Here is a 5966-nt window from a genome sequence, read left to right as displayed (position 1 = left end):
TCGCGCGCCATGGCCTTGGCAAGCCCCAGAACACCCGCCTTGGCAGCCGAATAGTGCGGGCCACCGAAGATGCCGCCGCCGCGCTGGGCCGAAACCGACGACATGCAGATGATCGAGCCACCGCCATTTTCGCGCATGTTCGGGATGAATGCCTGGCTGAGATAGAGCACGCCGCGTAGGTTGACATCGAGCATGCGGTCCCAGTCAGCCGGGCCGATATCCAGTGTCTTTGCGGGCTGCGTGATCCCGGCAATGTTGCACAGCACGTCGACCTTGCCGAAGGCTTCGGCCACTTCGGCAGCAGCCCTCTTGCAGGCATCGAGGTCGGCGACGTTACAGGCGAGGCCAATGTGCTCGGGCCCAAGCGACTCGGCGGCGTCACGGGCCTGTTGCTCATCGAGGTCAAGAATAGCAATGCGCGCGCCTTGCTCCGCCATCAGCGTTGCCGTGGAGCGGCCTATCCCCCGAGGGCTCGCGGCCCCTGAAATCACCACGGCCTTGCCCTTCAGCAACATGTCGAACTCTCCTGCTATTTCTCTTTGCCGGTGATCTAAAGTCGGTAGAACCGGGCGGCGTTGTCGTGGAACAACGCAAGCCGCTCCTCATGGGTGTAGCCTCGCGTGATCTCCTTGAAGGCGTTCACGATCGCATCGAAGCTCGAAAACAGCTTGTCGACCGGAAAGTTCGTCGCGAACATGCAGCGGCCGACCCCGAACGCCCCGAACGCTTCCTCGACATAGGGACGGATCGATGCAGCGGTCCATCGCCAGTCGCCCATGCCGAGACCCGAGATCTTGCAGGCGACGTTCGGCGCTTGCGCCAACTGATGCATGCCTTTTCTCCAAGCATCGAAATGCTCAGGGCCATCGACCTGCATGCCGGTGTGATTGAGAATGATCTGGACGTCGGGGAAGTCCAGCGCGAGCTCGAGAAACTCGCCCATCTGCGGATAGTAGAGCTGCAAGTCGAAGCTCAACCGGCGCTTCGCCAGTTCCCGGAAGCCACGTCGCCATTCGGGTGTCCGGCTGACCTCCGGACGCGACTGATAGGTCTTGGCGGGGTCAGGATGGTAATTCATCGACTGCCGTATACCGCGGAAGTTCGGATATTCCATGTGGCGGTCGAGGAGGTCGCCGACATCGGGTATGGACAGGTCGGCATAGCCGACGATGCCGTGGGGGAAGCCCCGCTTGTTGGCGATCTCCTGCAGCCAGCGCGTCTCCCCAACCGGATCGCTGGGATCGAACCCTACGTCCAAGTGCACCGATTTCACCAGGGTCTGGTTCCTGGCGTCTTCCAGGTAGTCGTCGAGAAGGTAGCTTTTGCGGATCGCCTCGTAGTCACCGAAAGCCGACGGCTTAACCCCGTCGGTCAGCCACGGATAATAATTGGTCTCCAGATCCCACAAATGATGGTGCGGATCGATGAACGGCAGCTCGGCCACGGTCGGGATTCCTTGCTCGAGGTCTGGCCCCGCCGGCCAAGCGGGCGGGTCCATTGGGTGGCGGTCAGTTGCTCGGCGGAAAGACGCGGGCGATGACCCTCTTGGCCTCAGGACTCTCGACCTTGTCGGCGGTCACAAGAGGCATGACCAAGGCCAGGTCCTGGGTCACCGGTGCGCCCGTCAGTGCGTTGTAGACCTGCTGGGTTCCGTCGATGCCCTGTCCCACCGCCTCCTGGAAGAAGATGCCCTGGATCGCTCCCTTCTTCAGCAGCGCGATCGTGGTCGGCGAGCCGTCGGCCACGGTGATGCCGATCTTGCCGGTGAGGCCCCGGGTCTCGACCACCTTGGCGGCGCCGGTGCCGGCTTCGTCATACATGCCGTAGATGGCCTTGATGTCGGGATTGGCGGTCAAGAGGTCGTTTGCCTGGGTGACGGCCTCGTTGATCGTCAGACCCCGCGTTTCCAGCATCTGGACGAGGTCGCAGCCGTCGGCGGCAAACGCCTCCTTGGCGCCCTTGAGGTATTTCTGTGCATTCTCCCGGTCCTGCGGCAGCGACAGCATGCCAACCTTGTTGCCGCCACGCTCCTTGGCAAGCTCGCAGGTGAATTTCCCCTGCGCCTTGCCGGTCTCATAGTTGTTCGCGGTGACCGAGGACGTATAGTTGGTGAGGCCCGGCTGCGGCCCGATGCCGGCGAAGGCGATCGGCACTTTCTGCTTCGCCAGATAGTCGAGCAGCGGCGGTGTCGAGGTCGAGCTGACGGGGCCGATCACGATGGCCGCGACGCCTTTGGTCACGGCGATCCGAGCATTGTCCATCTGCTTGGCGGGTGAGTTTTCTGAGGTGTACTCGACATAATCCATGCCGAGTTCGTTGGCCTTCTCCTTGACGCCGTAGCCGACCCATTGCCAGTAGGAGATGTCCAGCGATGGGGCGATGTAGGCGACGGTCTTCTTGTCCTGCGCGTATGATGCGCTGGACAAGGCGGCCGCCGCCAATGCTGCAAGCAGGATTGTCTTCATTTTCATCTTGGTTCCTCCCGTTGATGATCTAGATGCGGTTCTTGTTGCTGAAGCGGTCGATCAAAACCGCGAGCAGGATTGCAGCGCCGGTGACTGAGCCTTGCCAGAAGCTGTTCACGCCAATGAGGTTCACGCCGTTCTGGATGCAGGTGATCATCAGCGCGCCCAGCACGGCGCCGATCGCGCTGCCCGTCCCGCCAAAGAGGCTGGCGCCGCCGATGACCACGGCGGCAATCGCCTGCAGCATCAGGCTCGCCCCTGCCGTAGCTTCGGCGTTGAGGATGTAGCTGACGGTCAGCAGTCCCGCGAAAGAGGCAAGCAGCCCTGAAGCGACATAGGCCGCGAACTTGATGCGCAGAACCGGAATGCCGAGCAGCCGGGCAGCAATTGCCGATGAGCCGACGGCATAGAACCAGCGTCCAAGGACGACCTTGCGCAAGGCGTATTCCAGCAGGACCATCAGGAAGATGCAGAATAGAAGATGGTTGGGCATGCCGGGAACGATCTCGCCGGAATTCAGGAGCCAGAAATCCGGGGCGCCCATCGGCATCGAACGCCCATTGGTGACGATGAAGGCAAGGCTGCCCGCCACCGCGTAGGTAATGAGCGTGACGACGAAAGGCGCAAGCCCGACAACCGTGACCAGAAGGCCATTGATCGAGCCGAACACAAGGCCGACCGCCAGGCCGGCAGCACTCGCGGTCAGTCCGTCAGCGCCACTGGCCATCGCCAACGCGGTCACCATTCCGGTCAGGGAAAAGACTGAACCGACCGAAAGATCGATTCCGCCGGTGATGACGACCAGCAAAACACCGAGCGACATGATTATGAGAGGCGCGGCGGCCTGGATGATGTTTTGCACATTGCCCATGCTGAGTGCTGCGGGCACGAACATGCCGACGGCCAGCAGCAGGACGACGATCGCAGCGGCAATCGCGGCTTCGGTGCGGTAGGACAAAAGAACCACTGGGACGCGCGACGTGGTGGTCCGGAGTTTTTTCGTGGTGGTGGTGGTGTCGGTTGCGTCGGTCATGCCGCCATCCCCGTCAGTTCGGCGAGCCCCTCTTCGGTAAAGTGCTCTTCAGGCAGGAATCCCTTTGGCCGCCCATCGGTGTCAAAGGCGAAAATGGCGTCGCAAAGCTCGAGCATTTCGACGTTCTCGGTCGACCACCAGATGATGATCGCGCCAGCGTCGGCCATCTCCCGGATCAAACCGTAAATGTCGTGCTTGGTGCCGATGTCGACGCCACGCGTCGGCTCTTCCAGCACCACCATCCGGAGCGGCAGCCCAAGCCACCGTGCGACGAGAAGCTTCTGCTGGTTGCCGCCCGACAACGAGGCCGGCAGGTCCCAGATCGAGCTGGCTTTCAACTTCAGCGCTGAAACGAGATCGTGACATTCCTGACGCTCGGCTGCGGCCACGATCCGCCGCCTTTCGCGAACCCTGCGTGCTGCAAGCACGTTATCGACGATGGGCAGCTGCGAAAGAATCCCTTTGGTTGCGCGGTCGCCCGAAACAAAGCCGATACCGGCCCGCGCCGCGGCCGCTGGGGACGAGAAGCCGTTCCCAAAACCCTCGCCGGAAAGGTGCCAGCCAGCTCCGGGCCCGGCACCCACAAGCGGAGCAATGAGCCCGGTCGGGCCCGCCGGTGCGCCGGCCAGTCCCAAAATGGTCCCGGACGAAATCGCGATCCTGACGTCATCCGGGCCCAGCAGCTCGATCGGTGCGTTCTGTCGGAGGCCCTTTTGCGGTTTGCGGTGGGTTGCTGGACGCTGCGCGTGTTGGCCCATCTGCTGGATGATGTCCGCGTCGCTGAGCGATGCAAGCGGCGTGGCATTTGCGATCGTGACGCCATCGCGCAAGATCGTGCAGACATCGCAGAGCGCCCGAATTTCCCGCATCCGGTGAGAAACAAAGACGATACCAATGCCTTCTTCTCGCACCAGCCGCTTTAGCACCGAGAAGAGTTTGGCCGTCTCGCCGGCAGTGAGATTGGCCGTGGACTCGTCGAGAAGCAGCACTTCGGCTCCGGTGGAAAGGGCACGAGCGATCTCGACGATCTGGCCTTCGTGGAGGGACAATTTGCGTGCCGGCAGCTCGATGATCTCTTCGCCGATCGCTGGGTCAATCAGCCGGAGCGCTCCGAGCGCGGTTTCGCGCATGCGGCGACGGCTGATCTGCGACCAGCCCGACCTCGCATGCACAATGCCGATGTTTTCCGCGACCGACAGCTCGGGCAATAGCGCCAGCTCCTGATGCACCACCGCGATGATCGGGCTGGTGTGGCCGGCCTTCGACGAGGCGAAGCTAATATCGCCGGCATCGCGTGAGATCAGCCCGGTGATGATGCGGATCAGGGTGCTTTTGCCGGCGCCGTTGCCGCCCAGGAGCGCGTGGATTTCGCCAGGCCGGACCTGAAAACTCACGCCCCGAAGGACCCGTGTTGCGCCGTAGTTCTTCTTGACGTTGGAAGCCTCGATCAGGGGCTTCCTGGTCGATGCCTGTCCAACTGCCGGCACATTGCCGGCACTACCCAAGCTTTGGGTTGAACCCGGTTCCATCCTGCATCTCCTCCCGAGACCACAGGATGATGCGACCGATTGACATTCGGCTCAATTCTCGTTTCTTAATATTCTGTGTAGCTGAGCTTAACTGACGAGGACGATGTCAGACATCAAGTTCAATTCGATGACGCATTTCGAGGCGGTCGCGCGGCTCGGCGGCGTGGCAAAGGCCGCGCAGGAATTGCAGGTGACACCTTCGGCGGTCAGCCAGCAGCTGCGGCTGCTCGAACACCAACTCGGGGTCCGGCTTTTTCAGCGCGAAAAGCGCCATCTCTCGCTCACGATCGACGGTGAGCGGCTCTTCCAGACCACCACCCAGGCTTTCGAATCCATACGCGAGGTGCGTAATGCCATTGTGCGGCAGCGCGAAAGCTTCCAGCTTAGCCTGCGCGTCAGTCCTTCCTTCGGCGAGAAATGGCTGGCGCCGCGGTTGGCCGAGTTCAGCAAGGGCTATCCGAGCTGGAATTTGCGCGTCGACGCCACGCCCAATTTCTCGGATTTCGAAACGGAGGTCATCGATCTCGATCTTCGTTATGGCGACGGCGGCTGGGCCGGCCTTTATTCGGATTGCGTCGTCAACGATCTGATCCTGCCGATGTGCTCGCCTTCCTATCTTGCCGAACTGCGCGCGATCTCACCGGATCCGCGCGAGCAGCTTCGCCATGCGCGGTTGATCGACAGTGTGAAGGCCTATTTCCGGTGGGATTATTGGCTGCCGTGCAACGGTATCCAGGGCGCCCGCATGACGTATCCCTATCGTTTCGACCGTTCGTCAATGTCGGTTCAACTGGCGAAGGACGGTGCAGGTGTGGTCCTGGAAAGCACATCCATCGCATTCGAGGACCTGGTGTCGGGTTCTCTGGTTCCGGTCTCGATAGAGTTCGAGGTCATCGAGTTTCCGGGATACTGGCTGGTCTGTCCTTCGCGGCATATGAA

Annotated in this window: 6 protein-coding genes; 1 reads left to right on the top strand and 5 read right to left on the bottom strand. The window is 61.7% G+C overall.

Annotated elements, in window-relative coordinates:
• From NKJ40_RS31415 to NKJ40_RS31395, 5 genes are all read right to left on the bottom strand, one after another.
• Positions 1–515: SDR family NAD(P)-dependent oxidoreductase (locus NKJ40_RS31415; RefSeq protein ID WP_352469342.1), on the bottom strand; the 515-nt coding region annotated here is incomplete at its 3' end.
• A gap of 35 nt (positions 516–550) precedes the next feature.
• Complete coding sequence (locus NKJ40_RS31410; RefSeq protein WP_031195132.1) at positions 551–1444, bottom strand: amidohydrolase family protein; 894 nt, start codon at positions 1442–1444, stop codon at positions 551–553.
• 64 nt (positions 1445–1508) lie between these two features.
• Positions 1509–2471 carry a substrate-binding domain-containing protein gene (locus tag NKJ40_RS31405; RefSeq protein ID WP_023722447.1) on the bottom strand — a complete coding sequence of 321 codons (963 nt, stop codon included), beginning with the start codon at positions 2469–2471 and terminating at the stop codon, positions 1509–1511.
• A 22-nt stretch (positions 2472–2493) separates the two neighbouring features.
• Entirely contained in the window at positions 2494–3498 is a 1005-nt protein-coding gene (locus tag NKJ40_RS31400; RefSeq protein ID WP_023722448.1) for an ABC transporter permease, read from the bottom strand.
• Positions 3495–5027, bottom strand: coding sequence for an ATP-binding cassette domain-containing protein (locus NKJ40_RS31395; RefSeq protein ID WP_051409767.1), 1533 nt, complete (start codon positions 5025–5027; stop codon positions 3495–3497). Before NKJ40_RS31395 ends, NKJ40_RS31400 begins: the two co-directional genes overlap by 4 nt.
• A 103-nt stretch (positions 5028–5130) precedes the next feature.
• Here NKJ40_RS31395 and NKJ40_RS31390 point away from each other — a divergent pair.
• The coding region (locus NKJ40_RS31390; RefSeq protein ID WP_352469341.1) for a LysR family transcriptional regulator at positions 5131–5966 on the top strand (836 nt) is incomplete at its 3' end.

It is taken from the genome of Mesorhizobium sp. M0119 (genome assembly GCF_040322615.1).
In the GTDB taxonomy this organism is placed as follows: domain Bacteria; phylum Pseudomonadota; class Alphaproteobacteria; order Rhizobiales; family Rhizobiaceae; genus Mesorhizobium.
This window is presented reverse-complemented; position numbering and strand designations above follow the sequence as displayed.